Source organism: Caulobacter sp. AVps16 (genome assembly GCF_058681455.1).
The window spans coordinates 3333220-3357829 of the sequence record NZ_CM178739.1; the positions used below are offsets into that span (position 1 = coordinate 3333220).

The following is a 24610-nucleotide window of genomic DNA, read 5'->3' on the forward strand; positions in this document are numbered from 1 at the left end:
GCCGCCATACAGGTCATGCCGGAGGACTGTCTTCGGCAGTTCACCACCGAAAGGCTTTGATGATGGACAGGACTTTGGGACGGCGCGTGATGCTGGCGGGTTTGCTGGCTGCGACAGGCGCAACGGCTTGCCTGGCCGGCGCAGGTTTGGCCCAGGAGGGCCATACCCGCCACGGGCTGCACGGGATGGCGGAACACCGTCGGGCGACCGATCCGGCGGCGATGGACCGCCATCTTCACAAGATGCTGCCCGACGGCACACCAGACCAAAGGGACCGCCTGAACGCACTCGCAGGAACTGTCCACGCGGATGTCAGCGCCCTCCATGAGCAGTTTCAGGAGACGCACAGGCGAACCCACGTCTTGCTGCTACGGCCGACGATCGACCGGGCCGCACTGGAAAGCTTGCGTGTCGAGCAGGTGCGTCAGATCGATGGCCTGTCCAAGCACATGTTCGGCGCGCTCGCCGATGCAGCCGAGGTGTTGACGCCGGATCAGCGCGCGCGGCTGGCCGCAGGTCACAAAGGGCGTTAGGCACACCCGCAGTCCATGCCGTGGACGTCCACGGCAGCGGAACGGGCCTACAGGCTTCGCGGGGCGAGCGAAGCCTGTAGGCTCCTTGAGAGACAGCCCTACCGCGGTCGAGAGTTCCCTCATGGTCCAATGCATTCTGATGATTGAGGACGATCAGCGCCTTGCGACAATGGTGGACACCTATCTCGTCCAGAATGGCTATGCGGTCGTTCATGCCGCGAACGGTGAGGCAGGCCTGGCGGCACTGAGCGGTGATGCAGCCGGGCGTTTCGCCGCAGTGTTGCTGGACCTGATGTTGCCAGACGGCGACGGTCTCGACATCTGCCGGCGTATCCGCGCGCTCGTGCCGCCCGCGGATTCGATGCCAATCGTCATGCTGACCGCCAAGGGGGATCCGTTCGACCGCATCATCGGGCTCGAAATGGGCGCAGACGACTACCTTCCCAAACCCTTCGAGCCACGGGAACTGCTGGCTCGGCTGCGCGCAGTCCTGCGCCGGCCGCGGCTGGCAAACTCGACGACCCCAGCACCGCTTCGCTTCGGCAGCCTCGAGATCGATCGCGGCGCGCGCGCTGTTCTGCTTGATGAACGTCCCTGTACGCTCACCGCCTATCAGTTCGACCTTCTGACTGTTCTCGCCGAGCGGGCCGGACGCGTGCTGTCGCGCGACCAGCTGATCGACGCGCTGAAGGGAAAGGCGCACGAACCCTTTGACCGATCGATCGACGTCCACATCGCGCGTCTACGCGCCATTATTGAGGACGATCCCAAGCATCCTCAGCGGATCATCACCGTGCGCGGTTCGGGCTATGTCTTTGCGAGGGTGCAGGATGGTTGAGCCCAGCGACGCTCCGGTCGGGATTCGGCGTCCGCAGCTCGGTCAGCGCCTTTACGTGCGGATCTACCTGGCGCTGGTGGCCAGCCTGATGGCCGCCGCCGTCCTGTTCGGGATGGCGCACCTGCGCTACGGCCGGCCACCGGCCGTGCTGCTGCTGGGCGTCCACGCCCATGCCGCCATGCTGGTCTTGCTGGCGGTGATCGCCATGGTGGTCGCGGCAGCCGCCTATCCCGTTGTGCGCCGCCTGACTGGCCGCCTGGAGCGTCTGCAGGCGAGCGTCGGCGTCTGGGGCGCGGGCGACCTGTCAGCTCGGGTCGCCGTCGAGGGGCGCGATGAAGTGGCGCAGCTTGCGATCAGCTTCAACCTTTCGGCCGCTCGCGTGGAGGCGCTGATGGGCGCGCAGAAGACGCTGCTGGCGAATGTCTCCCATGAATTGCGGTCGCCGCTCGCGCGGGTTCGCATGGCGATTGAGTTGTTGCAGGACAGCGCCCCTGAGGGGATCCGCGCTGAGCTGACGCGCGACATCGCGGAACTGGATCAGCTGATCGCAGAGGTGCTGCTCGCAAGTCGGCTCGAGGCGGCGACCGATGCAGGCAGGTCCGTGGTGTGCGTCGACCTCACGGCGCTGGTGGCCGAGGAATGCGCCCGTGTTGCAGCAGACTTCTCCGCCGAGCCCATTGAGGTCGAGGGCGATCCAGCCTTGCTGAGGCGGATGGTTCGCAACCTCCTCGAAAACGCGCGCCGTCATGGCGGCTCGACGCCGATCAGCGCCAGGCTGTCGTCGTGCTCGCCCGCAGGTGTCCTGCTCCAGATCTGCGATCAGGGACCCGGCGTGGCGGAGAGCGAGCGCGAGGCCATTTTTGCACCCTTCTATCGGGCACCCGGCGCCAGCGAAGCTGACGGCGGCTATGGCCTCGGCCTTAGCCTGGTGCGCCAGATCGTCGGTCGCCACGGTGGCGATGTGTGCTGTGTCGAACACCCGAGCGGCGGCGGCTGCTTCCGCGTGACCCTGCCACGCGCCCTGGGACAGCAACGGCCGAGCGCTCCCGCGCCTTCTGCTTTCAAGGCCTGATAGGGCGGCGTCAGAGATCTCCGTCCCCCGTCGAGAAGGCGCGTCCGCCGCCTCGGGCTCCAGGGCTGGTTAGTGCACAGCGCTCGAAAAACGACGTGGATGGATTGGGCGCAGCTCAAAGCCGCTCGCCCGCTGAGGCTAGGAACGCGAAGCGGTCTTGAACGGCGATCAGCGTCCGCTGTGCCGTTGTCGGAAAGGTCTGCAACCACCCCGTCCTGACGACCTGGAGGTCAACATTCCCGCCCGCCATGGGCGCTGGCCGCTGATCGGGGCTGCGCCATCAGCAGACACTGGAATCGCTCCGGGAACCGGAAATTCTACGCAGTGATCAAGTCAGTCGCGCGCCCTGCCAAGGGTCACGCTGACCCATTCGCTACGATTACTCTTCGTCCCTGCGATACCTGACCTGGCCACAAATTACGCAGGCGTTCGTATTGATATTGATAATCGGTCGCAGTAGAAGGGCCGCGCTTTCTTTGGTCAGGTATCTACTCGCGATGCGTTTTCTTGTGGCCTCAGCCGCTATGGCTGCAATCCTGCCGACAGGCGCCATGGCCCGGGATATGGCCACGGAGGTGGGAACCATCATCGTGACGGGCAAGACACGGGGCTATGTCGCGGTCAACTCCGTGACGGCCACGAAGACTGACACCGCGCTGATCGATGTGCCGCAAAGCATCAATGTGGTCACGCGAGAACAGCTGGATGATCAGGCCGCCCACAGCCTGTCCGATGTCCTGCGCTACGTCGCCGGCGTGACCATAGGCCAGGGCGAAGGCAACCGTGACCAGATCACGCTCCGCGGCCAGAACACGACCGCCGACTTCTTCCTCGATGGCGTGCGCGACGACGTCCAGTACTACCGAGGCCTCTACAACCTCGAACGTGTCGAGGTGCTGAAGGGACCCTATGCTCTGATCTTCGGCCGGGGCGGCGGGGGCGGCATCGTCAACCGGGTCCAGAAAACGCCCAACGGGGCAGCTCCATTTGCCGGTGGCCGGCTGTCGACCAACAGCTTCGGGGCCTTTGACATCTCGGCTGACGTCAATACGCCCTTGGGCGAGAGGGCTGCCTTCCGACTGAATGCCGTTTACGAGGAAATGGCCAACCACAGGGACGCCTTTGAGGGCCAGAGGTTTGCCGTAAACCCCTATCTGGCTGCGGATCTCGGTGGCAGCTGGCGCGCCGGCCTCTCCTACGAATATGTCAATGACGAGCGGGTCACCGACCGGGGTGTGCCATCGCTGAACGGCCGACCGATCGAGGGGTACCGCGACCAGTTTTTCGGGGTGCCCGGCGTAAATCAGGCAAGCCTGGAAGCCCATATCCTAAAGGGCCGGATCGACGGCGAAATTGCCCCGGGCCTTTCGGTTTCGACCACCGTTCTCTTCGGCGATTTCGACAAGGTCTATACCAACGTCTACCCCAATGGCCCGGCGACGAGCCAGACGGGGGGCGTGCCCCTGGCGGCCTATACCGACCCGACGACCCGCGAGAACCTTCTCGTTCAGAGCAATCTGCTTTGGGATACGAACACCGGGCCCCTGGACCACCGCATCCTGTTTGGACTTGAGTACGGCGATCAGACCTCCGCAAATCAGCGCCGCAACGGGGTCCTGGCAAACGCCACCTTCAGCCTCGCCAATCCGGTGTTTCCGGCTGTCACCTTTGGCGCTCTGACCCGCGACACGGTTTCGACCGTCGAGACCGTATCGGCCTATGTCCAGGACCAGGTCAGCGTTGGAGACCGGTTCGACATCGTCGCCGGTCTGCGGTTCGACCGGTTCGTTATCGACGGCGTCGATCTTCAGCCCGCTGTCGACCGCCCGTTTTCGCGCACGGACGAGAAGGTGTCGCCGCGTCTTGGCCTGATCTTCAAGCCGAAGCCTGGCATGTCACTCTATGCCAGCTACAGCCGTTCCTTTTTGCCCCGCGCGGGCGACCAGTTTCTCACCCTCTCGACAATTCAACAGAACCTTGAGCCTGAGCGTTTCAACAACAGGGAGCTCGGTCTGAAATGGCAGGTGCGGTCGAACCTGATCCTGACGGCGGCCGTGTTCGAACTTGACCGGACAAACGCCACGACCCCCGACCCGAACAACCCCGCGCTGAGCATCAATGTGGGCGAGACCCGGACGACAGGGCTGGAACTCGCCGCGACGGGGAATATCAACAGCCGATGGCAGGTCAGCGCCGGCTATGTGTGGCAGGACGCCGTGCTCGCAGGCAATGACTTCGTGCGGCTTGCCCAGGTACCCGAGCAGCAGTTCAGTCTTTGGAACCGGTTCAACCTGACCGACCGGCTTGGTCTCGGCCTGGGCGTCACCCATCAGTCCGACCAGTTTGCAGCGATCCGGACCAGTCATGCGACCACGCGACTGCCCGGCTTCGTCCGCGTCGATGCCGCCGCCTTCTATGATCTTTCAGACAGCGTGCAGGTCCAGCTGAATGTCGAAAACCTGTTCGATGAGACCTATTTCCCGGACGCCCACAACAATGCCAACATCTCGACAGGCGCGCCGCTGAATGCGCGCCTGACCATCAGCGGGCGGTTCTGAGCATCGCATTCGCCGAAGGTTGAAGGCGCGGTGGCCTAATCTGGTCTAACGTCCAGTTAGGCTCGGAGACTGTGGCGTCGGGGCGGCCGACTCTAAAGTCTTCACCTGCGAGGTTCCGAGCATGGCCGACCTGAAGAGACGCGGCTTGATCATCGCCGGAGCCGGACTGGCGACGGGCCTGATCGCCCGTCCCGCCGCAGCCCGGGATCTGGCGGTCTTCGCAGACGGTCAGGCCGGGCGCGCCACGGTGGACCATGCCGCGTTTGACGCCCTGCTGGCCCGCTGGACCCACGATGCAAACGACGGGGTGGTGCGGGTCGACTATGCCGGCTGGCGTCGATCCAACCCCGACCGCGCCGGATTAGGCCGCTATATCGACAGCCTGTCGGCCGTGGATCCCCGAGCCCTGAACCGGCCGGAACAGTTCGCCTTCTGGGCCAATCTCTACAACGCCCTGACCCTTCGCGAGGTCATCGACGCCTGGCCGGTCAGGTCGATCCGGGACATTCGTTCATCTTTGCTGGTCGCCGGCCCGTGGAAGAAGACCGTCGCCCGGGTTCGCGGTGTCGACCTCTCGCTGGATGACATCGAGCACGGAATTCTGCGCAAGGGATGGTCGGATCCGCGCGTCCATTATGCGGTCAACTGCGCCTCGTTCAGTTGCCCCAATCTGCCACGGAAAGCCTGGCGGGGTGCGGGACTGGGTCCGACGCTGGACACCGCCGCGCGCGCCTATGTCAATCATCCCCGCGGCGTGACTTTCAAGGGCGCGGCGCTCACCGTGTCCTCAATCTACAAATGGTATTCGCGTGATTTCGGCGGGTCTGACCCACGGATCATCGGCCACCTCGCCGCCTATGCGGCAGCGCCCCTCAAGGCCCGCCTTCTCCAGGTCGACCGGATCGCTGGCGACACCTATAACTGGTCGATCAATGCCATGGAAAACCGCTGATGAGCCTGCTGAGACGCTTTCTTCCCTTGCTGCTTCTCGCGGTCCTGGTGGTCGCCGTGTTTGCCAGCGGCGTGACCCGCTACCTCAATTTCGAGGCCCTGCGGACCCATGAAGCGGCCTTGCGGGCCTTTGTCGGCGAACACCTGATCCTGGCCCTGCTCAGCTTCATGGCCGTCTATGCCGTGGCCACGGCGATCAGCCTGCCCGGGGGCCTGGTCCTGACCCTCACGGGCGGCTATCTGTTTGGCCCCTGGATCGGCGGCGGGGCGACCGTGGTCGGGGCCACGATCGGGGCTATTCTGGTGTTCTATGCGGTCCGCACCTCGCTGGGCGAGGTGTTGCGCCGGCGCGCCGAGGCCTCGGGTGGGACGCTCAAGGCGGTCATCGATGGCGTTCAGGCCGGGGCCTTCGGCTATATCCTGACCCTCAGGCTGGTGCCCCTGGCACCCTTCTGGATGGTCAATATCGCCGCCGCCCTGGCCCATGCGCCACTGCGTGCCTATGCCCTGGCCACCTTCCTGGGCATCATGCCCGCCACCTTCATCTATAGCGGCATCGGTGCCGGGATCGGCGATCTGATCGCCCGCGGCGAAACGCCGAACGCCGGTGCGATCTTCGAGCCCCGAGTCCTCCTGCCCCTGATCGGCCTCGGCCTGCTCTCGCTGGGCACCACCCTCTATCAACGCCGCCGCGCCAGAACCGGAAACGCCCTGTGACATCCAAAACCCTCAAGGTCGACATGGTCGTGATCGGCGCGGGCGCGGGTGGCCTGTCCGTCGCTGCCGGGGCCGCTCAACTGGGCCTCAAGGTGGTGCTGTTCGAAAAGGGGGAAATGGGCGGCGACTGCCTCAACTATGGCTGCGTTCCCTCAAAGGCGCTGATCGCAGCGGCCGACGCGGCTCATCAGGCTCACGCCGCCTCGGCGCTCGGCATCCAGGTCGGCGAGGTGTCGATCGACTTCTCCAAGGTCATGGCCCATGTCCACGCCGCCATCGCGGCCATCGCGCCAAATGACAGTCAGGCGCGCTTCGAAGGGCTGGGCGTGCATGTGGTGCGCGAGGCCGCCCGCTTCGTCAGTGATCGGATCGTCGCCAGCGACAGCCTGCGCGTCAGGGCGCGAAAGATCATCGTGGCCACCGGCTCCCATGCCGCCGTGCCACCGATTCCCGGCCTCGACACCGTCCCCTACCTGACCAATGAAACCCTGTTTGGCCTGACGACCCTGCCCGAACGCCTGATCGTCCTGGGCGGCGGCCCGATCGGCGTCGAGCTCGGCCAGGCCTTCCGCCGCCTGGGCTCGGAGGTGGTGATCATCGAGGCCAATGCCCTGCTGGGACGCGAAGACCCGGCGGCCGCCGCTGTGGTTCTGGCCCAGCTCCGCGCAGACGGCATCGAGGTCATGACCGGCAGCAAGGCCACGCGGATCACGTCCGGTCCCGTGGTTGAGGTGGAGGCCGATGGCCAGACCCGCACGGTCACAGGCTCGCACCTTCTGGTCGCGGTCGGGCGCAGCCCGGCCCTGAGCGGACTGGACCTCGACAAGGCGGGCGTCGAGACCGACCGCAACGGCATCATCACCGACAAGTCCCTGCGCAGCAGCAACCGGCGCGTCTATGCGGTCGGCGACGCCGCCGGTCGCGGTCAGTTCACGCATCTGGCCGGCGCGCATGCCTCGCTGGTCGTGCGCCGGACGATCTTCGCCCTGCCGGTCAATGCCGACGCCCTGCAGACGCCGAGGATCACCTATTGCGATCCGCAACTGGCCTCGATCGGGCTGGGCGAATCCGAGGCCCGTGCGATCCATGGCGATGACCTGCGCGTCGAGCACTTCGACTTTGCTGAAAATGACCGGGCCATCGCCGAGGGCGACACGCGGGGCTTCGGCAAGCTGGTCACGACGAAAAAGGGCAAGATTCTCGGCGTCACCCTCGTGGGCCGTCAGGCCGGCGACCATATCCATCTGTGGTCGCTGGTGATGTCGGCGGGGCTCAAGCTCAGCCAGATCACCAGCATGATTGCGCCCTATCCCACCCGGGGCGAGATCGGCAAGCGTCTGGCCGGCCAATGGTACACCCCGGCCCTGTTCTCTGACCGCACACGCAGGCTGGTGGCGATCCTGAAGCATTTCGCCTGATGGAAGGGCCGCGACCGCGCGGCCTTGGCTAGAGCCCTTTCCGACCTGATGGCTTCATCAGGGTCGGGCGAAAAGGGCTCTAAATCAAAAGTTTAGAGCATTTTTCGATCCGATAACCGTTTCACACTTATCGGAAAATGCTCTGAGGTCTTGAAGCCGGCGGTGCCCGCATGCGCCGGATAAAGCCGAGATCGAGATAACGCTTCAACCCCAGCGCGGCCCGGCCCAGCAGCCAGAGCCGGCCGCGCACCGCCAGGCCCTGACCATCGCCCAGATCCATGATCGCCAGCCAGCGGGCCTGCGGATGGTAGGGCCGGGTGGGCCGGTCATGACCCTGGGCCGCCAGGTTGTTGAGCAGGACCGGTGCCGCGCGAACGCCGAAGACGCCTGCCGCCGGCCGCGCGTAGCCCTCGATCACGGCGCAGTCCCCGACGGCGAAGATGGCGAGGTCGCCAATGGCCTGCAGGGTCGGCATGACCCGCAGCCGGCCCTGTCCGTCCAGCGGCAGTCCGAGCTGGCCGATCAGAGGCGGGGCAGAGAGCCCGGCCGCCAACACCAGGATGTCACAGGGCTCGAGCGCGCCATCGGCCAGTCGAACGCTGTCGACCGTTCGCGCCACGACAAGGCCGGACCGAAAAACGGTCCCCCGCTCAGCCAGGGCCGCCGACAGCCGGGACCAGGCGGCGGGCGGAAGCCCAACCCCGTGGCTGGGCGCAATCACCGTGACCTGGGGCCGTCCGTCACACCGCGCGACAAGGCCGCAGAGGCTGGCGGCGAGTTCCAGCGCGCTATGGCCGCCCCCCGCGACCACGATCCGCGGCGCCGCAGCGCCCGCCGCCGCCTGCGCCTCGATTCGGGCGCGCAGGGTCAACAGCTGCGACAGAGGCTTGACCGGCCAGACGCCAGGGCTGCCGACCAGGCCGTGAGGATCAGCGGTTACGCTGCCGATATTCAGCGACAGGCGGTCATAGGTTTCGGTGGTGCCATCGGCCAGGGTCAGGATGCGTGCGGCACGATCAACCGCCACAACGGACTGGGCCAGATGGCGCACGCCGAATGCCGCCGCCAGGGCCGCCACATCGATCTGCGCCTCATCCAGAGCCAGCGCGCCTGAGAGCACGCCACTGGCCAGCCCCGAATAGTGAAACAACTCGGGCGCGATCAGGGTCACCGTCAGCCCGGCGGCCCGCAGCCGGGCGGCTTGCCGCACGACGTGCAGATGGGCGTGGCCCGCCCCGACCAGGGTCACCGATCGCGCCGTCACGCGAGCCGCGCCTCAAGAACGCAGATGGAAACGCCCTGTCGCGGCGCGCGTCTCAGGTTTTCAGTCCTGCCGAAACCCGCGCCAGATAGGTTTCAATGCGTTTGGCGTTGGCACCCAGATCGCTCAACCCGACGCGCGAGATGGAGCGCACATCGACCCTGGAGCCCTGCCCTCCGGTGCCCGAACGCACCCGCACGACGACATCATCCTTGAAACCGAACCAGAAAGTCCCCGCGGTTGCTTCGATCACGCCGGATTTCGGGTCCTGGGTCACTACCGTCCAGCCCATGGCACTGGCCGCCTTGAGCGCTGCCGCAAAGGCTGTTGAAGGTGCGGCATCCAAAGCGGCCGTCCGCAGCCCCGGATAGGCGTCATGGCCGACCTGCCCCAGGCTCTTGCTGCCATATTTGGCGAACCGGGGATCGCGGTAGGGGTCTACGGCGGTGAGGGGTGCCCGCAGGTCCGCGACGGGATTGGCCTCCGCCGCCGTCCGGATGGACAGCAGGGCCGGGCTCGGGGCCGGCGGATCGGCAATGTCGGTGGTGACGTCGTGGATCGGCGGGATGTTTGCCGCCTGGGCCCGCACCCAGCCCAGATAGCCCAGGCCGCTCGCGGGAATGATCAGGGCGACCAGCGCCGCCGCCCATGCGGCCCGGGGACGGCGGATCAGAACCAGGATCAGGGCGACGAGGGCGATTACAGCCGCGGCCAGCAGCAGGCGCGGTCCCCACTGAATGATCAGCACGCCAAGCCCGATGCGCCAGGACCAGAGGCCAAACTTCACCCCCAGGGCGGAGACCAGGAACCAGACGGGGACCAGCAGGGACAAGGTCAGGGCTATCCCGGCGAATTTCGATCTCGACAGCATGATGGTTCTCCTCTGTCCGGCGACCGTTCCACGAACCTCGCCGCGACGCCAGAGCCCGATTTCCAGACGACCCGGTGAAACCCTTGCACCGCCCAGGCTGAATCTGGTCGGTCGACCCGCTCGGCTCTGGGACGAAAGGCTCGAAACTGGCACAATGGACGCCATGACCACGACCGCCTCGCCCTTCGCAACCCATCGTGCCGCCGCCGGGCCCGGCCGCTTCGTGGACCCTTTCGTCACGGCGGACGGATCGCCCCGTGCCTCGGTCGTCCAGACCGCGCTGGAAACCCTGTGGTTCAACACCGGGACCCTGTGCAACATCGCCTGCGTCAATTGCTATATCGAGAGTTCCCCGACCAATGACGCCCTGGCCTATCTGAGCCTGGAAGACGTCACCCGCTATCTCGCCGAGATTGCCGAGACCGGCCTGCCGACCCGCGAGATCGGCTTTACCGGCGGCGAGCCGTTCATGAACCCGGACATCCTGGCCATGCTCGACGCCGCCCTCGGTGCGGGCCATCAGGTTCTGGTCCTGACCAATGCCATGCGCCCGATGCTGCGGTGGGGCGAGCGTCTGAGCGATCTGGCGCGACCGCATCGCGACCGCCTGACCTTCCGGGTCAGCCTCGACCATCACACCCAGGCGGTCCACGACGCCGAGCGCGGGACAGGATCCTGGGACAAGGCCTGGGAGGGTCTGGACTGGCTGCGCGACCAAGGCCTTCGTGTCGCGATCGCCGGTCGTCGACTGGCCGACGAGAGCGAGGCCGCCGCGCGGCAGGCCTATGGCGAGCTGTTTCGCGCACGCGGCCAGGCTGTCGACGCCGAGGACCGGTCGACCCTGGTGCTGTTTCCCGAGATGGAAGCGGACCGCGCCGTGCCGGAGATCACCGAGGCCTGCTGGCAAATTCTCGATCGGGCACCCGACCAGATGATGTGCGCCACAAGCCGCATGGTCGTGCGCCGCAAGGACGCGGCCGAGGCCGCCGTCGTCGCCTGCACCCTGACGCCATACGATCCCCAGTTCGAACTGGGCCGGACCCTGGCACAGGCCTCCTGCGCCGTTCAGCTGAACCATCCTTTCTGTGCCCAGTTTTGCGTCCTGGGCGGTGCGAGCTGCAGCGCGCCATGACGTCACCTGGCCCTGGGCTGGAGGACCTTGCCGTGATCCTGCCCGTGCTCAATGCTGGCGAACGCCTGGCCCAGACCCTGGTTACCCTGCCTGCGGTGGGTGAGGTGATTGTCGTGGACGGCGGCTCTGTCGATGACACCGTCGCCCGCGCCGCCGCCCAGGGCGCGCGGGTCCTGCACTCTGCCCCAGGGCGCGGCCTTCAGCTCGCCCTCGGTGCCGAGGCCGCCACCAGCCCATGGCTGCTGTTCCTGCATGCCGATACCCGGCTCGACGCGGCGGCCTGGGTGGCCTTGGCCGACCATATCGCCGCCCCCCAGCGGCAGGGATGGGCTGGCGCCTTCCGTTTCAAGCTCGACGACGCCGCCTGGCAGGCTCGACTGCTGGAATGGGGCGTCGGCCTCAGGGTCGCCCTCCTGGCCCTGCCCTATGGCGACCAGGGCCTTCTGATCCATCGCGACCTCTATGCCGAGGTCGGGGGATTTGCCGCCCTGCCCCTGATGGAGGATGTCGACCTGGCGCGCCGCCTGGGCCGCCACCGACTTCGCGGGCTCGACGGCGCAGCCGTGACCTCGGCCGAGCGCTGGCGTCGCCGCGGCTGGGTCCGCCAGAGCGCCCTGAACCTGCGCTGCCTGGCGCTCTATTTTCTGGGCGTCGCCCCGGCCCGGATCGCGACGCTCTATGGGCGCTGAACCAACCCAGCAGCATCTGGTGCTGTTCAGCCGGCAGCCGCGCTACGGCGTGGGCAAGCGCCGGCTCGCCGCAGATGTCGGGAACCTGGAGGCTGTCCGGTTCGCCCGGGCGTCTCTGGCGCGTCTGCGTCGCACCCTGGGCCGCGACCCGCGCTGGACCCTGTGGATTGCCGTTTCGCCAGACCGGCCGACGGACTGGGCGGCACCGGCCCGAGTCATTCCCCAGGGACCAGGCCATCTGGGCGAGAAGCTGGAACGGGTCGTCCGGGCCCTGCCGCGCGGACCGGTGGTCATCCTCGGCGCCGACACCCCGACCGTGACACGTCAGGACGTCGCAAGGGCCTTTGCTGCGCTCGGCCAGCACGACGCCGTGTTCGGCCCGGCCCGCGATGGCGGCTACTGGCTGATCGGTCTTCGCCGTCGGCCACGGATGCATCTGCCGTTTGAAGGCGTCCGCTGGTCGACCCAGCACGCCCTCGCCGACACCGTGGCCAACATGCAGACCCTCCCCGTCGCCCTGCTAAGGCTTCAGGAGGACGTCGATGACGGGCCGTCGCTTCGGCGCTATCTCAGCCAAGCGCGCCGGGGCTGAACCGCCTGGGGCAGATCCCCGCCAGCTTGCCGGCCAGGACCGGATCCCAGGTCGAAGGATCGGTGACGATCGCCTGGTCGAGGCCCGTGTCGATCGGTGAGGCCGGCCGGGCCTGAGGCAGGCCGCGCGCCAGCTCGGTCAGCATCCGCCGCGCCGTCTCGGCATTGGCCTTCATGGTGGCCAGGACCCCCGCGACCTCGACATGGGCCGTATCGGCTCGCCAGCAGTCATAGTCGGTGACCATGCAAACACTGGCATAGGGCAACTCCGCCTCACGGGCCAGGCGGGCCTCCGGCATCGCCGTCATGCCGATCACTGAACATCCCCAGGCGCGGTAGAGCTCACTTTCAGCGCGGGTCGAGAACTGAGGGCCTTCGATGGCGACATAGACGCCGCCCTCGACCGTCACGGTGCCCGCCGCGCGCGCCGCCGTCGCCGCTGCGGACGACAGGCTCGGACAGACCGGATCGGCCATCGAGACGTGGGCGACCAGCCCCGGGCCGAAGAAGGACGCAGGCCGCGCGACGGTCCGGTCGATGAACTGATCGACCACGACGAAGGTCCCGGGCGGCCGGTCTTCCCGCAACGAGCCGACCGCCGAAACCGAGACCAGGTCAGTACAGCCCGCCCGCTTCAGAACATCGATATTGGCCCGGGCATTGATTGCGCTTGGTGGAATGCGATGGCCCTGGCCGTGGCGCGGCAGGAAGACCAGGCGGACCCCTTCAAGGGTTCCGGTGACCAGATCGTCGGATGGCGCGCCCCACGGCGACTCCAGGCGGAGGGTCTCCCGATCCGAAAGTCCGTCTAGGTCGTACAGGCCCGAACCGCCCATGACGCCGATCACCCAGTCCTTCATGCCGTTCCTCTCTGAACCCAGGCATCCTTGATACGTCATCCGGCGGCGATGCGACAGGCTGGCCTTGCAAGCCCGAGGGGCATTGGCAGCCCAGGTTTCGGGGACCCCAATTTGAGCCGATGGTGGCCGGGGATGAAGGGCCCGTTCCGATATCTTGACCGCTCACCCGAGGCGGTCCGCCCTGTCCGCACGCGCTACCATGCCGGCTACGTCGCCTATCCCCAGGCGCTCGGCGCCCAGCGGGGACGGCTGGGGAGCGAGCTAGCCCTGCCCAAGAAAAAAGGCGGCGAAGCCGAAGCCTCGCCGCCCTTGGTCTCGAACCTCCCGTAGGAAGCTTGCTTAGTTGACGACCACGCCAGCCGCGGCCGCCTGGCGGACCATGGCGACGGCGATCAGGCGGTCCCAGCCGACCAGCGACACCAGGTGCGCATAGATCTGGGCCAGGGCGCCATTGGCCTGCAGTTCCTTCAGCTTCTCGACCGGCAGGGCGTTCAGCTTCTCTTCCGAGACGCCGTAATATTCGGCGACGGTCTGGGGCTGGCCCGGCTGGCCGGCTTCGTCGGTCGGGGTGAAGATGGCCGACTTCAGCTCGAACAGGTCGTTGTCCTTCAGCAGCTGCACGAAGGAGTCGGTGCGGCGGCGTTCGGCTTCGAAGTCGTCGCAGAACTTGATGCAGTTCTGGGTGTATTCGGTGGGCTCGCCCTTGTCGTCGAACAGGGCGGTGTCGCCGGTGTCCGACAGCAGGCTGGAGCCCTTGTCGATGCAGACGATCAGACGGTCCTGGGACTCGTCATTGGCCAGCACGAACGGATAGCGGCGGATATAGGCCGGGATATAGACGCCCGGATCGATCGAGCCGTCGGCATTGACGAACAGGTTCTCGCCGTTGTTCAGGCCCATCACGGCCAGGGGAACGCGGTCCTCGCCGGCGAAGATCACCGGGAAGGACAGGGCGGCCGGGGCGAACTCGGTGACGGTCAGCGGCACGGCCGTTCCGGTCTTGGCGAAGCCATAGGGCTTGTCGTTATGGACGAGGGCCAGCTTGGCATGTTGCTCGCGGTTCAGCGGCTCAGGCGAGACGTAGAACAGAACGTTGCCGGTGATGCCGCCGGCGGACTGAGTCGATTCCATTGATAGCTCTACAAAAAAGCTGAAAGGACGGTCGCGCGAGCGGCCGTAGAGGGCTGGGCGCTTCTAGCCGATCCCGGCCAGCCCGGCAATCGACCCGTCCAGAACGGGGATAAGCGCCCCCGTCCATTCCACTGCCGGGCGAGCCTAGAACCGCCAGGCCAGGCCCGCGCGGACCGTGCGCCCAGCCGACGGGGCCAGATCCTTGAGGAACGAGGCGTGCTCGCGGATCTCCTCATCGGTCAGGTTGTGGCCGTCGAGGAAGAGGCGCAGCTGGCCGTCGCCCAGTGGCTTCCAGGCCACGGAGGCGTTCAGGGTCGTATAGCCGTCGGTTGCCAGTTCGCCCTGGGCGACCCGGTCCTGCTCGCCGACCCGGCGGGCCTCGAAGCGGGCGGACCAGTAGCGGGCCTCATAGACCGCACGGCCGCTCAGAGCATAGGACGGGATGCGGGCCGGCGGGCCCAGATCGGTGGCCCCGCGCACGAAGTCGCCGGAGGCCTCCAGGGTCAGGCTCTGGTCGTCCTTGTGCCAGGCCTTGTAGCTGGTCTCGACCTCGAAGCCCCGGAAGTCGGCCTTGGTCTGGACATTGCGATAGACCGCCAGGCCGTCTTCCTCATCGCCGGTCGGGCGCAGGTCGATGAAGCCGTCATAGCGGGCGGTGAACAGGTGCAGGTCGGCGCTCAGGCGCTCGCCGCTATAGTGGGCCGTGGCCTCGACCGACCAGGCGACCTCCTCGCTCAGCTTGGGATCGCCGATCTCGAAGCCGCGCGTCGCCGCATGCGGGCCCTCGGCAAAGAGCTCGGCCTCGGTCGGGGCCCGGCTGTTGCGCGACAGGGCGATGCCGAAGAACACCGCGTCGGACGGACGGGCAAAGACGCCGACCGAGCCGGAGAGGTTGGTGAAATCGGCCTGGCCCTTCAGGCTGTCGAGCTCGCGATAGTCGATCCGCAGCCCGCCCTCATAACCCCAGCCGGCCTTCTCGACCCGTTGCTGGGTGAAGGCGCCAAATTCGGTGATCCTGGTCTTGGGCACATAGGCCTCGTCGCCCTGGGCGTCGAAGTTGCGGCGCAGGGCCTGGACGCCGACCGCGCCCTTCCAGCCACCGCGCTCGGCCTGGACCAGCTCCAGCCGACCCTCATAGCCGTCGGACATGAACTTGGTGCCGACCGCCTTGCCCTCGAACTCGGTGTGCTCATAGTCGGCATGGCCGGCCGAGAGGCGCAGCTTGGCGAACGGACCGAAGGCCTTGTCATACTCGCCGCGCAGGTCGATGCGGGTCTGGGTCAGGCCGATGGTGACAGGGTCTTCTCCGCCGTCCTCGTGGGCGTGGCCGGGGACGCCATAGGTCGTGTCGGTGGTCTTGACCGAAACCCCGATGAAGCCGTCAGCGCCGATATAGGAGACGCCGGCCCCGATCGCTTCGAGCTCGACAGCCGTATTGGCCAGCTTGCCGCCACCGCCCTCGGCGGTTTCGCCTTCGGCGGCCAGCAGGCGGCGCGATTCCGCATAGACCGGGATCTCATAGTCGTCGGCCTGGCGCTTCAGGCCGTCCAGGGTCAGGACCAGGGGCCCGACCGCCGCGTGGATGGCACTGGAGACGGCATAGCTGTCATCGCCGGTCGCGCCGGAGGCCAGAAGCCGGCCGCTATAGCCGCCTTCCGGGGCGCGGCTGGCGATGCGGTCGTCGATGATATTGATCACCCCGCCGATGGCCGAGCCGCCATAGGCCAGGGCCGCCGGGCCGCGCAGCACCTCGATACGCTCGGCCTCGCCCGGATCGGTGGCCACCTGGTGGTCGGGCGACAGGGCGCTGGCATCGATCTGGCCGACGCCATTGGTCAGGACCTGGACGCGGGGCCCGGCCAGGCCGCGCACGACCGGGCGGCTCGCACCGGCCCCGAAGGCGGTCGAGCGGACGCCCGGCATGCCGCTGAGCAGGTCGCCCAGGCCGGTGGGCGGGGCCAGGTCCAGATCGGTGCGGTCAACAATGGCCACGCTGGCCGTCAGGTTGTCGGCCGACACCGCATAGGGGGCGGCGGTGACCACGACCTTCGAAACCTCGGAGTCCGCCTCGACAGCTGCAGGGGGCGCAGCCGGCGCAGCCGGGGCAGCCGGGGCAGCCGGGGCAGCCCAGGCCTGGGCGGTGGTGGCGAGGCTCAGGGCCACAAGGCTGACGGCGGACAGGCAGGCGCGGCGGGACATCATAAACTCCAGGCTTCCGACCAGCGACGGCGATCGGAATGGCGAAGTGTTATGAAATAACATATCGACTCGTCAAGCGTCCACTGACGCTCCGGCTCAACGGCCTCACCTTGCCTGAAAGCCGGGCAGGCCGCCCGTCAGGCCGGGCGCGGGCTGGCCAGGGCCGAATAGAGGTCCGAACGACGGTCGCGAAAGAAACCCCAGGCCGCGCGGTGGGTCTGCAGGTAGTCGAGGTCGAACGAGGCCGCCACCAGCCCCTCCTCGTCCCGGCCCAGCTCACTGACCAGGTCGCCGCGATGGTCGGCGATGAAGCTGGAGCCGTAGAACAGCTGGCCGCCATTGGGATAGTTGTCCCAGGGCTCGAAACCGATGCGGTTGGCCCCGATCACCGGGATCACATTGCTGACCGCATGGCCCTGCATGGCCCTCTGCCACGGCAGGGTGGTGTTCAGCGTCGGGTCATGCGGTTCGCTGCCGATCGCGGTCGGATAGAACAGGGCCTCGGCCCCCATCAGGGCCATGGCCCGGGCGGCTTCCGGGTACCACTGGTCCCAGCAGATGCCGACGCCGAGGCGGCCAAAGCGGGTGTCCCAGACCTTGAAGCCGGTGTCGCCGGGCCGGAAATAGTACTTTTCCTGATAGCCGGGGCCGTCGGGGATGTGGCTCTTGCGATAGAGGCCCAGCATCGAGCCGTCGGCGTCAGCCATGACCACGCTATTGAAATAGTGCGGGCCTTCGCGCTCGAAGATCGAGATCGGGATCACCACGCCCAGCTCGCCGGCCAGGGGCGCAATGGCCTTGACCACCGGATGCTCACGCCACGGATGGGCTTCCGCGAACCACCTTTCTTCCTGGGTGACGCAGAAATAGGGGCCCTGGAACAGCTCGGAGGGCAGGATCACCTGCGCGCCGCCGGCGGCGGCCTGACGGATGAAGGCCTCGGTCTTCTTGATATTGGCCTGCAGATCCATCCCGTAAGAGGTCTGGATCGCGGCGACGTTCAGGGTCCGGGTCATGCGGGCTCCTGCTGGCTGATGCAGTGGAAGGATCCGCCCCCAGTCAGGATGGCGGTCGACGGCAGGCCGATGACCTCGCGCTCGGGGAACAGGCCCTGGATCACCTCGACGGCGAAGGCCCCGGACTCCTCGGCATAGACCGGCACGATCACCGCCTCATTGGCGATCAGGAAGTTCATGTGCGAGGCCGGCACGATCTCGCCGTCCTCGTTGAGGATGCGGCCCGGAGACGGGACGCGGACCACCTGCAGGGGCGAGCCGCGGCTGTCGGTCATGCCGGCCAGCAGACGGGCGGTGTCGGCATAGACCTCGGCATTGGGGTCATCGGTCCCGAAGGCCATCGGACAGGCCACGACGCCCGGGGCGACGAAGCGGGCCAGGTTGTCGATATGGCCGTCTGTATGGTCGTTCAGCAGGCCATCGCCCAGCCACAGCACCTTCTTGACGCCCAGGGCCTTCGACAGCGCGGCAAAGGCCTTGGCCTCGTCGAAATCGCCGTTGCGGTTCTCGTTCAGCAGGCACTGGCGGGTGCTGAGCACGGTGCCCAGACCGTCGTGGTCCAGCGAGCCGCCTTCGAGCACAAAGCCGTTGCGGGTCAGGGGGGTGCCGGAGGCGGCCGCGATCTGCTCGGCGACGATCTCGTCGCCCTCCATTTCATACTTGCCGCCCCAGCCGTTGAATTCGAAGCCGGCGGCCACCGGCCCTTCGGCGGTCTCGATGAAGATCGGGCCCGTATCGCGCAGCCAGATATCGCCAAACACGCCGCGCACGATCTCGACGGCGGTGTCGGACAGCAGGGCGCGGGCGGCGGCCTCGGCCTCGTCGCCCGCCACCATCAGCCGCACGCGCTCTCCGCCGGGGCCGGCCAGGGCACGGGCCAGATCGGCCACTTCCTGTTGGGCGACGGGCAGGTCGTCCTTCCAGACCTCGGCATGGCTGGGAAAGCCCACCCACATCGCGCGGTGCGGTGCCCATTCGGCGGGAACAGTCGGGGTCATGTGTCGAAGGCCTGGATCATGAGGGGTGGCGCAGATGGCCCCTGGCGGGCCGGGGGTCAAGCGGGGGTTCTAGCAAATCCCTGCGACAAAACAAAAAGGGCGGCCCGTTGCGGGGCCGCCCTTCCTGTTCGTCGCGATGACGGGTTCGTTAGAACTCGTAACGCAGCGAGATCTGCATGGTCCACAGCGAGTTTTTGACATCGCCACGGGTCTTCGTGATCGAGGTCGGAACCAGCGAGTAGACATAGGCCGGGCAGGTGGCGGTCGCGGTGGCGGCCAGGGCGGTGCCCGTCGCGCTCACGCAGGCTGCGCGAGCCAGGGTGGTGGCATCGCCGTATTCCTCGACCTTGCCCCAGTCGCGATCGATCAGGTTCAGCAGGTTGCGGATGTCGAACTGGACCTTCAGCTTGTGGCCGTCGATCAGGGTCGGCAGTTCCTGGCTCAGCTGCAGGTCGACGCGGTTGATGTCCTTGTTGGTGTTCGAATACTTCTCAAGGATGCCCGGCTTGAGGCCGAACTGGTTCACATAACCGATGAACCGGTCGCGGTTTGCGGCGTCGATGAAGAAGACGTTGCCGATCTGCAGGTCAGCGGTGTTGGTGTCGGCCTTGATGTCCGGCACGTACAGCAGCTGGGCGGCGCGGTTCACGCCGAACACCTGGCTGCGGCCCGAAGCGGCGTCACCCATGGTGAAGCCGAAGGGGCGACCCGAGGTGCGCTCAGCAAACAGCGAGATGCGGGTCTCGTTGTCGCCGAAGAACTTCTTCCGGTAGCCGGCTTCCAGCTTGTAGCGGTCCTTGATCTCTTCCAGGGCGGTGCCATAGGCGTCGCGAGCCGGATCCAGGCCGGCCGGAACGCTGTTGTACAGCGAGCCGGCGGTCGTGCCGAAGCGCAGGCCGGCATTGGACTCGTCGATGTTCTGACGGGCATAGCCGAGGCCCAGGTCCAGACCGAAGTCGAAGGACTTCGACAGGCCGACGCCGAAGGTGAAGGCCTGACCCTTGTCGATATTGTTGGTGATCAGGTCGCGGTTGTCGCCGGGGTTGGCCGACGAGACGCCCTGGGCGGCACGCGCGGCGGCCGACAGGGTCAGACCGTCATAGCGCGGACGACCGTCCGGGGTCAGGGCGCGCTGGCCGTTGATCACCAGCGGCTGGGCGCGGGTGTCGACGAAGGTCACGGCGTCCTGGGCCTGGGTGGCCACGTACTGAACGTCGAGGTTCCAGCCGTCATACACTTCCCAGTTGCCGCCGAAGTACAGCTTCCATTCGGCCGGCAGCTGGAAGGCCGGGTTCAGGGCGATGACTTCGTTGGCAGGGTTGATGCCCGGGGTACCGGCCAGCTTGCCTTCCTGGAACGACCTCACGATGGTCGGGATCTCGTAGCCGAAGCCCGAGAAGGTGCGCAGGTTGTCCAGGGCCGCGGCGCCGACAGCGGCGTTGAAGCCCGGGGTGACCGCCGACGAGGTCGAGGATTCCAGATAACCGTTGGCGCCGGTGCAGTTCGACGCGGCGGTGATGCAGCGACGGATGGTGGTGCCGGCGATCTCGTAGCCGTTGTTGTAGAACGGCGTGGCGAACAGCACTTCAGGCTGGCCGCCCGAGAACAGACCGAAGCCCGCGTTCAGCTTCAGGGTGTCGGTCACGCGCCAGGTCGCCGAGAGGCGCGGCATCAGGATGCTCAGGCCGTCCAGGGTCGTGGTGTTGGTGAAGCCGTTACGCGCCGTGAAGTTCGGGTTGGTCGCCGGAACGTCCTTCATGTCGATCCAGTCGAAGCGGAAGCCCGCCGTGACCTTGATGTCGTCGGTGACGTCGATCGAGTCCTGGCCGTACAGCGAGTGCTGCCAGTACTTGAAGTCAGCGGCGGCATCGACCGCATTGCCGGTGACCGAGTTGCTGTAGGTCAGCGAGCTGGCGCGGCCGGCGGCAAAGTCGGCGATCGAGTCGAAGTAGTAGGTGCCGCGCGAGTTCGGCACGAACACGTTGAACACTTCCTTCTTCGAGCCCTGGTAGCCGAACTTGAAGACGTGATCGTTCAGCGAATAGGTCGCCGTGCCCTGGAACACCGCTTCCTGGATGTCCAGGCGGTTGGCGTGACGGAAGGCGTCCGGTCCGAAGCGCACCGACGAGAAGCCGCTGGCGCAACTGGTGATCGTCGAGTTGGTCGGGGCGGTATCAGCGTTCGGAGCCGCACAGATGGTCACGTCCGAATAGTTCTGACCGCTCTTGGGATCCTGACCCTTGACCCAGTCGCGATAGGTGGCGCGGACGGTCGTCGACAGACGGTCGGTCCAGTCCGAGTTGATCTCAAGGGTGGTGCCTTCGTCGAGATAGGTCGCGTCGTACCAGTGCGAGTCGAGGGCGGCGGTGGTGGTGCCCAGGTCGGTCCGCGAGGTGAACAGCGACTCGGCGCGGCGATAGCTGAGGCTGGCGCGGTGCTGGTCGTTGATGTTCCAGTCGATCTTGGCCGAGTACTTCTCGTCGGTGACCGGGGTCGAGCGCAGGATCGAGCCGGGCGCGAACTTGCTGCTGTAGTTGCTGTTGTAGATGCCGACGACCTGATCGATCGTGGCCTGGGTCAGGCCGTTGGCGAACGAGTTCGCGAAGCCCGCGCCGGCCGGACCGGTGCCGGTGACGTCAAGGGTTTGGTACTTTTCGTACGAGCCGGCGAAGAACAGCTTGTCCTTCCAGATCGGGCCCGACAGGAAGCCGCCGTAGTTCTTCTGGCTGATCAGCGGCGTGACGCGCAGGCTGCCGATGTTACGACCGATCAGGCCTTCGTTCAGATAGTTGATGAAGGCGCTGCCGTGGAAATCATTGCCACCCGAACGCAGGACGATGTTCAGGGCGCCGCCCGTGAACGAGCCGTTCTCGACATCGGTCGGGACGGCGGCGATGCTGAACTGCTCAACGGCGTCCAGCGAGATCGGGCCGCGGGCGGTGGGGAGACCGCCGGTTTCCAGACCGTAGGGGTCCTGGGCGGCGACGCCGTCAATGGTGATGCGGTTGGTGCGCGGGTTCGAGCCGGCGATCGAGATGCCGCCGTCGCCACGGACGTTCTGCGAGACCAGGATGTCGCGGCGAGCCAGGTCGCGGACGTCGCGGTTGATAGAGACAACGGCTTCGATCGAGTCGCGGTTCAGGACGGTCTTGGGACCGGCTTCGGTGTTGCCGGCGGCCGAGGCCGTGACCACGACGGCTTCAACAGCCGTGGAGCCCAGGTCGATGTCGACGCGCTGGGTGTCGGCCAGGGACAGATAGATGTCCGTGACCTTCTTGCCTTCCAGGCCGGCGGCCTGGACGGTGATTTCGTAGGGACCGCCGACGCGCAGGCCGCGGGCGTCATAGGTGCCGTTGGCGCTGGAAACCGTGGTCGAGCGCGTGCCCGACGGCGTGTGCAGGATCGAGACCGTGGCGCCGGCCACCGGCACGCCGCCATCACCCGTCACCGAACCGCGAACAGCGGCCGTCGTTTCCTGAGCATAGACCGCGCTGGACGCAGCGAGCGCGAGCACGGTAAGGGCTGCCCCACCGGCGAGCCTTTTCATCGAAATCATTGCAATCCCCTGATTCTGGCGCGCTCTCGACACACAAGAGAAACATCACGCCCCATGTTAGCGGCTTCCTTAGACTCGCTTTTCGAAGGTTTGGTGACGGAATCGCAACGGGTGACGAGAAACCGTCCGCCATCGGCGCCATTGCAACACATTTGGTCAGGGTTTTCTTACTTGTGCCGGAGATCGCAGCGTGGTGCCTGACGTCATGACCCCAACGGACAGCGCCCGGGCCTGGCGGCTAACCCTCTGTTTGGTGGGCGTGCTGACGATCCTGCGGCTGGCCGCCCTGTTCGCCACGCCCTTCGAGCTCTATCCGGACGAGGCCCAGTACTGGCTGTGGTCGCGCAGCCTGGATTTCGGCTATTTCTCCAAGCCGCCGATGATCGCCTGGCTGATCTGGGCCACCACCGCCATCGGCGGGGACTCCGAGGCCTGGGTGCGGATCTCGGCCCTGTTCCTGCACGCCGGCACCGCACTGGTCATCAGCCGCATCGCCGACCGGCTCTATGGCGGCTGGACCGGCCTTGTGGCGGCGGCCCTCTATGCCCTGATGCCGGCGATCCAGCTGTCCTCGGGCGTGATCACCACCGACGCCCCCCTGCTGCTGTTCCTGTCCCTGACGATCTGGGCCTATGTCAGCCTGCCCGCCCTGGAGGGCCGGCGGCGACTGGCGGTCGCGGCAGCGCTCGGCGCGGCCCTCGGCCTGGCCTTCCTGTCGAAATATGCCGCCATCTATGTCCTGGTCGGCCTAGCCCTGCATCTGGCCACCTCGCCCGGGGCCCGCAAGGTCTGGACCTGGCCGATGGCCCTGGCCGCCCTCGCCGCCCTCGCCGTGGTCTTTGCGCCCAACCTCGCCTGGAACCTGGCACACCGGTTCGCGACGCTCGAGCACACCGCCTCCAATGCCAACTGGAATGCGGCCCAGCTGTTTAACATCCGTGAGCTGATTGAATTCCTGGTCTCGCAGTTTGCCGTCTTCGGTCCGGTGCCGTTCGCGGTCCTGACCGGCGGAGCGATCTGGCTGGGCGTCAAGCGCAGGCTGCAGCCCGCCGACCTGCTGCTGCTGTGCCTGGCCGCGCCGCCCCTGCTGACCGTGACGGCCCAGGCCTTCGTGTCGCGCGCCAATGCCAACTGGGCCGGAGTCGCCTATCTGGCCGGTTCGGTGCTGGCGGCGGCCTGGCTGCTGCGCTGGAACGCCCGCCGCTGGCTGGTCGCCGCCCTGGTCCTGCAGACCGGCTTCTGCGCCCTCTTCATGGCCTGCATGGTCAATCCGCGTCTCGCCGACAGTCTGGGCGCAGCCAACAGCTTCAAGCGGGTGCGCGGCTGGGAACAGGGCGCCAAGGCCATCATCGCCCGGGCCCGCGAGGAACAGGCCGCCGGCGGCCTGACCAGCATCGCCATGGACGACCGCTTCCTGTTCAATGTCACCGCCTATTATGGCCGTGACTATTTCCGGGTCCCAGGGGCCCCGCCTTTGAAAATGTGGGTGCATGAGGCCCGGCCGCAGAACCAGGCCGAGACCGAGGCCCCGCTGAACCCCGCGTTCGGCCGCCGCGCCCTGATCGCCAGCCTCGAGGGCGACTACCGGCCCGAGATCGAGCAGGATTTCGGCCGCACCTCAGGCCTGGAGATCGTCCGCGTCCGCCTCGATCGCAAGCATGTGCGGCGCATGGACCTGTTCGTGGCCGAGGACTTCCGCCCCCTGCCCCGCGACCCGGTCACTGGCCTGCCGCCGAAGCCGAAGGGTGAGCGGTAAGCGGTATCGACGGCCGCCCCTCTTCTTTCTCCCGTCATTCCCGCCCTTGTGGCGGGAATGACGGTGCTTAATGTTGGACTGGGCTTGAGGCCTGCCCCTCAGGCCAGATAGCCCAGGACCAGGGCCACGACCGCCGGCACCGTCTGGATGAAGAGGATCGACTTCTTCACCGTCAGAGCGCCCCAGACCCCGGCAATGGTCACACAGACCAGACCAAAGGTCTTGAAGGCCGAGGCGGTCACCGGGTCGGGATAGAAGAGGCCGATGGCCAGGGCCGCGACCAGGAAGCCGTTGTAGCAGCCCTGGTTCGACAGGGCCGGCTTGAGCACGGCGGCCGCCTCGTCGGTCAGGCCGAACGCCCGCTTGCCGCGGCTGTCGAACAGCACGGTCTCCAGCAGCACAATATAGACGTGGATCACCAGGACGAGGCCGGCGGCGATGTCAGCGGCGAGTGGCATGGGGT

20 protein-coding genes are annotated in these 24610 nt (G+C 66.8%); 11 read left to right on the top strand and 9 right to left on the bottom strand.

What is annotated here, in order from left to right; all coding sequences use genetic code 11:
* The first annotated feature begins 59 nt into the window (after positions 1–59).
* The 7 genes from ACW17U_RS16045 (at position 60) to ACW17U_RS16075 (ending at position 8087) form a co-directional block, all read left to right on the top strand.
* Entirely contained in the window at positions 60–533 is a 474-nt protein-coding gene (locus tag ACW17U_RS16045) for a Spy/CpxP family protein refolding chaperone (RefSeq protein ID WP_492053752.1), read from the top strand.
* A 139-nt stretch (positions 534–672) separates the two neighbouring features.
* Entirely contained in the window at positions 673–1371 is a 699-nt protein-coding gene (locus ACW17U_RS16050; protein ID WP_492053754.1) for a winged helix-turn-helix domain-containing protein, read from the top strand.
* The gene (locus ACW17U_RS16055; RefSeq protein ID WP_492053756.1) at positions 1364–2443 is read left to right on the top strand and encodes a sensor histidine kinase; all 1080 of its coding nucleotides are present in this window, start codon (positions 1364–1366) and stop codon (positions 2441–2443) included. The genes ACW17U_RS16050 and ACW17U_RS16055 overlap by 8 nt, the downstream gene beginning before the upstream one ends.
* A gap of 551 nt (positions 2444–2994) precedes the next feature.
* A complete protein-coding gene (locus tag ACW17U_RS16060; RefSeq protein ID WP_492053758.1) occupies positions 2995–5001 on the top strand; it encodes a TonB-dependent receptor in 2007 nt (668 codons plus the stop codon).
* Between the two features lie 145 nt (positions 5002–5146).
* Entirely contained in the window at positions 5147–5953 is an 807-nt protein-coding gene (locus tag ACW17U_RS16065) for a DUF547 domain-containing protein (RefSeq protein WP_492053760.1), read from the top strand.
* Complete coding sequence (locus ACW17U_RS16070; protein ID WP_062142948.1) at positions 5953–6669, top strand: TVP38/TMEM64 family protein; 717 nt, start codon at positions 5953–5955, stop codon at positions 6667–6669. The genes ACW17U_RS16065 and ACW17U_RS16070 overlap by 1 nt, the downstream gene beginning before the upstream one ends.
* Positions 6666–8087: a dihydrolipoyl dehydrogenase family protein gene (locus ACW17U_RS16075; protein ID WP_492053762.1), complete on the top strand. Its 1422-nt coding sequence runs from the start codon at positions 6666–6668 to the stop codon at positions 8085–8087. The genes ACW17U_RS16070 and ACW17U_RS16075 overlap by 4 nt, the downstream gene beginning before the upstream one ends.
* A gap of 127 nt (positions 8088–8214) precedes the next feature.
* On the opposite strand, the gene ACW17U_RS16080 is transcribed toward ACW17U_RS16075, so the two are convergent.
* Together ACW17U_RS16080 and ACW17U_RS16085 are read right to left on the bottom strand one after the other, a co-directional pair.
* Complete coding sequence (locus tag ACW17U_RS16080) at positions 8215–9351, bottom strand: NAD(P)/FAD-dependent oxidoreductase (RefSeq protein ID WP_492053764.1); 1137 nt, start codon at positions 9349–9351, stop codon at positions 8215–8217.
* Positions 9352–9403: 52 nt separating this feature from the next.
* Positions 9404–10219 carry a DUF1499 domain-containing protein gene (locus ACW17U_RS16085; RefSeq protein WP_492053766.1) on the bottom strand — a complete coding sequence of 272 codons (816 nt, stop codon included), beginning with the start codon at positions 10217–10219 and terminating at the stop codon, positions 9404–9406.
* 163 nt (positions 10220–10382) lie between these two features.
* Between ACW17U_RS16085 and ACW17U_RS16090 the strand changes: the two genes are divergently transcribed.
* Genes ACW17U_RS16090 through ACW17U_RS16100 form a run of 3 tightly spaced genes read left to right on the top strand, consistent with a single transcriptional unit; the run spans position 10383 to position 12632 of the window.
* Positions 10383–11351 (top strand): radical SAM protein, encoded by a 969-nt coding sequence (locus ACW17U_RS16090; protein WP_492053768.1) that lies wholly within the window; start codon positions 10383–10385, stop codon positions 11349–11351.
* The gene (locus tag ACW17U_RS16095) at positions 11348–12040 is read left to right on the top strand and encodes a TIGR04283 family arsenosugar biosynthesis glycosyltransferase (RefSeq protein WP_492053770.1); all 693 of its coding nucleotides are present in this window, start codon (positions 11348–11350) and stop codon (positions 12038–12040) included. The genes ACW17U_RS16090 and ACW17U_RS16095 overlap by 4 nt, the downstream gene beginning before the upstream one ends.
* Positions 12030–12632, top strand: a complete 603-nt coding sequence (locus ACW17U_RS16100) for a TIGR04282 family arsenosugar biosynthesis glycosyltransferase (protein WP_492053772.1) — start codon at positions 12030–12032, stop codon at positions 12630–12632. Before ACW17U_RS16095 ends, ACW17U_RS16100 begins: the two co-directional genes overlap by 11 nt.
* Here ACW17U_RS16100 and mtnP read toward each other — a convergent pair.
* From mtnP to ACW17U_RS16130, 6 genes are all read right to left on the bottom strand, one after another.
* The gene (gene mtnP / locus ACW17U_RS16105) at positions 12610–13491 is read right to left on the bottom strand and encodes an S-methyl-5'-thioadenosine phosphorylase (protein WP_492053774.1); all 882 of its coding nucleotides are present in this window, start codon (positions 13489–13491) and stop codon (positions 12610–12612) included. The two genes, ACW17U_RS16100 and mtnP, sit on opposite strands and share 23 nt — an antisense overlap.
* Positions 13492–13830: 339 nt before the next feature.
* Positions 13831–14622 (bottom strand): SapC family protein, encoded by a 792-nt coding sequence (locus ACW17U_RS16110; RefSeq protein WP_062142929.1) that lies wholly within the window; start codon positions 14620–14622, stop codon positions 13831–13833.
* A gap of 144 nt (positions 14623–14766) precedes the next feature.
* A complete protein-coding gene (locus ACW17U_RS16115) occupies positions 14767–16821 on the bottom strand; it encodes a TonB-dependent receptor (protein ID WP_492053776.1) in 2055 nt (684 codons plus the stop codon).
* A 137-nt stretch (positions 16822–16958) separates the two neighbouring features.
* Positions 16959–17837: an N-carbamoylputrescine amidase gene (aguB, locus tag ACW17U_RS16120; protein WP_492053778.1), complete on the bottom strand. Its 879-nt coding sequence runs from the start codon at positions 17835–17837 to the stop codon at positions 16959–16961.
* Positions 17834–18835, bottom strand: a complete 1002-nt coding sequence (locus ACW17U_RS16125) for an agmatine deiminase family protein (RefSeq protein ID WP_492053780.1) — start codon at positions 18833–18835, stop codon at positions 17834–17836. The genes aguB and ACW17U_RS16125 overlap by 4 nt, the downstream gene beginning before the upstream one ends.
* A gap of 148 nt (positions 18836–18983) precedes the next feature.
* Positions 18984–22391, bottom strand: coding sequence for a TonB-dependent receptor (locus ACW17U_RS16130; RefSeq protein ID WP_492053783.1), 3408 nt, complete (start codon positions 22389–22391; stop codon positions 18984–18986).
* Between the two features lie 205 nt (positions 22392–22596).
* On the opposite strand from ACW17U_RS16130, the gene ACW17U_RS16135 reads away from it, so the two are divergent.
* Positions 22597–24147 carry an ArnT family glycosyltransferase gene (locus ACW17U_RS16135; protein WP_492053785.1) on the top strand — a complete coding sequence of 517 codons (1551 nt, stop codon included), beginning with the start codon at positions 22597–22599 and terminating at the stop codon, positions 24145–24147.
* A 98-nt stretch (positions 24148–24245) separates the two neighbouring features.
* Here the strand turns inward: ACW17U_RS16135 and ACW17U_RS16140 are convergent, their stop codons facing one another.
* Complete coding sequence (locus tag ACW17U_RS16140) at positions 24246–24605, bottom strand: DUF1304 domain-containing protein (RefSeq protein ID WP_062142917.1); 360 nt, start codon at positions 24603–24605, stop codon at positions 24246–24248.
* Positions 24606–24610: the final 5 nt, after the last annotated feature.

Excerpts from the sequence above, each read along its gene's own strand:
- ACW17U_RS16045 (WP_492053752.1), top strand. The coding sequence starts at position 60 with ATGATGGACAGGACTTTGGGACGGCGCGTGATGCTGGCGGGTTTGCTG.
- ACW17U_RS16050 (WP_492053754.1), top strand. The coding sequence starts at position 673 with ATGATTGAGGACGATCAGCGCCTTGCGACAATGGTGGACACCTATCTC.
- ACW17U_RS16055 (WP_492053756.1), top strand. The coding sequence starts at position 1,364 with ATGGTTGAGCCCAGCGACGCTCCGGTCGGGATTCGGCGTCCGCAGCTC.
- ACW17U_RS16060 (WP_492053758.1), top strand. The coding sequence starts at position 2,995 with ATGGCCCGGGATATGGCCACGGAGGTGGGAACCATCATCGTGACGGGC.
- ACW17U_RS16070 (WP_062142948.1), top strand. The coding sequence starts at position 5,953 with ATGAGCCTGCTGAGACGCTTTCTTCCCTTGCTGCTTCTCGCGGTCCTG.
- ACW17U_RS16085 (WP_492053766.1), bottom strand. The coding sequence starts at position 10,219 with ATGCTGTCGAGATCGAAATTCGCCGGGATAGCCCTGACCTTGTCCCTG.
- ACW17U_RS16090 (WP_492053768.1), top strand. The coding sequence starts at position 10,383 with ATGACCACGACCGCCTCGCCCTTCGCAACCCATCGTGCCGCCGCCGGG.
- ACW17U_RS16095 (WP_492053770.1), top strand. The coding sequence starts at position 11,348 with ATGACGTCACCTGGCCCTGGGCTGGAGGACCTTGCCGTGATCCTGCCC.
- ACW17U_RS16100 (WP_492053772.1), top strand. The coding sequence starts at position 12,030 with ATGGGCGCTGAACCAACCCAGCAGCATCTGGTGCTGTTCAGCCGGCAG.
- mtnP (WP_492053774.1), bottom strand. The coding sequence starts at position 13,491 with ATGAAGGACTGGGTGATCGGCGTCATGGGCGGTTCGGGCCTGTACGAC.
- ACW17U_RS16110 (WP_062142929.1), bottom strand. The coding sequence starts at position 14,622 with ATGGAATCGACTCAGTCCGCCGGCGGCATCACCGGCAACGTTCTGTTC.
- ACW17U_RS16115 (WP_492053776.1), bottom strand. The coding sequence starts at position 16,821 with ATGTCCCGCCGCGCCTGCCTGTCCGCCGTCAGCCTTGTGGCCCTGAGC.
- aguB (WP_492053778.1), bottom strand. The coding sequence starts at position 17,837 with ATGACCCGGACCCTGAACGTCGCCGCGATCCAGACCTCTTACGGGATG.
- ACW17U_RS16125 (WP_492053780.1), bottom strand. The coding sequence starts at position 18,835 with ATGACCCCGACTGTTCCCGCCGAATGGGCACCGCACCGCGCGATGTGG.
- ACW17U_RS16130 (WP_492053783.1), bottom strand. The coding sequence starts at position 22,391 with ATGATTTCGATGAAAAGGCTCGCCGGTGGGGCAGCCCTTACCGTGCTC.
- ACW17U_RS16135 (WP_492053785.1), top strand. The coding sequence starts at position 22,597 with ATGACCCCAACGGACAGCGCCCGGGCCTGGCGGCTAACCCTCTGTTTG.
- ACW17U_RS16140 (WP_062142917.1), bottom strand. The coding sequence starts at position 24,605 with ATGCCACTCGCCGCTGACATCGCCGCCGGCCTCGTCCTGGTGATCCAC.